This is a genomic window from Polaromonas sp. P1_G2 (genome assembly GCF_056405515.1).
On sequence record NZ_JBFUBY010001020.1, the window covers coordinates 1 to 482 of the forward strand.

The 482-nt window shown below is 57.8% G+C and carries 1 protein-coding gene; it reads left to right on the forward strand.

What is annotated here, in order from left to right; all coding sequences use genetic code 11:
- Positions 1 to 41: 41 nt before the first annotated feature.
- Positions 42 to 482: RDD family protein (locus AC1D0P_RS28850; RefSeq protein WP_477679867.1), on the forward strand; the 441-nt coding region annotated here is incomplete at its 3' end.

The window sequence follows — 482 nt, forward strand, 5'->3', positions numbered from 1 at the left end:
CCCACATCTGGCCCACGTGCTTGTCCCGAAAGGCGGAACAGATGGCAAATATCTATGACGATGATCGCGCGCTCGATCACTATCTTCTCGACGGACTTCTCACCCGGCGCATGCTGGCCTTCGTCATCGATTATATGATCGTGGCCTTCCTGATGATCCCGGCTGCGGTGGCGGTATTCTTCATCGGCGTGCTGACGCTGGGGCTCGGCTTCTATYTCTATCCGGTATTGTTCTTCATCATAGCCGGCCTTTATTTCGGGCTGACGCTCTCCTCGTCGGCGCAGGCGAGCCTGGGCATGCGAGTCATGGATGTGATGATGGTCCGGGACGACGGCTTGCGGATCGATTTTCCGACGGCGATCGCGCATCTGGTGATCTTCTGGATCCTCAATTCAGTGTTGACACCCTTCATCCTGCTCGCGGCCCTTTTTACCAACCGCAAGCGCCTGCTGCACGACATCGCGCTCGGCACCGTGCAGGTA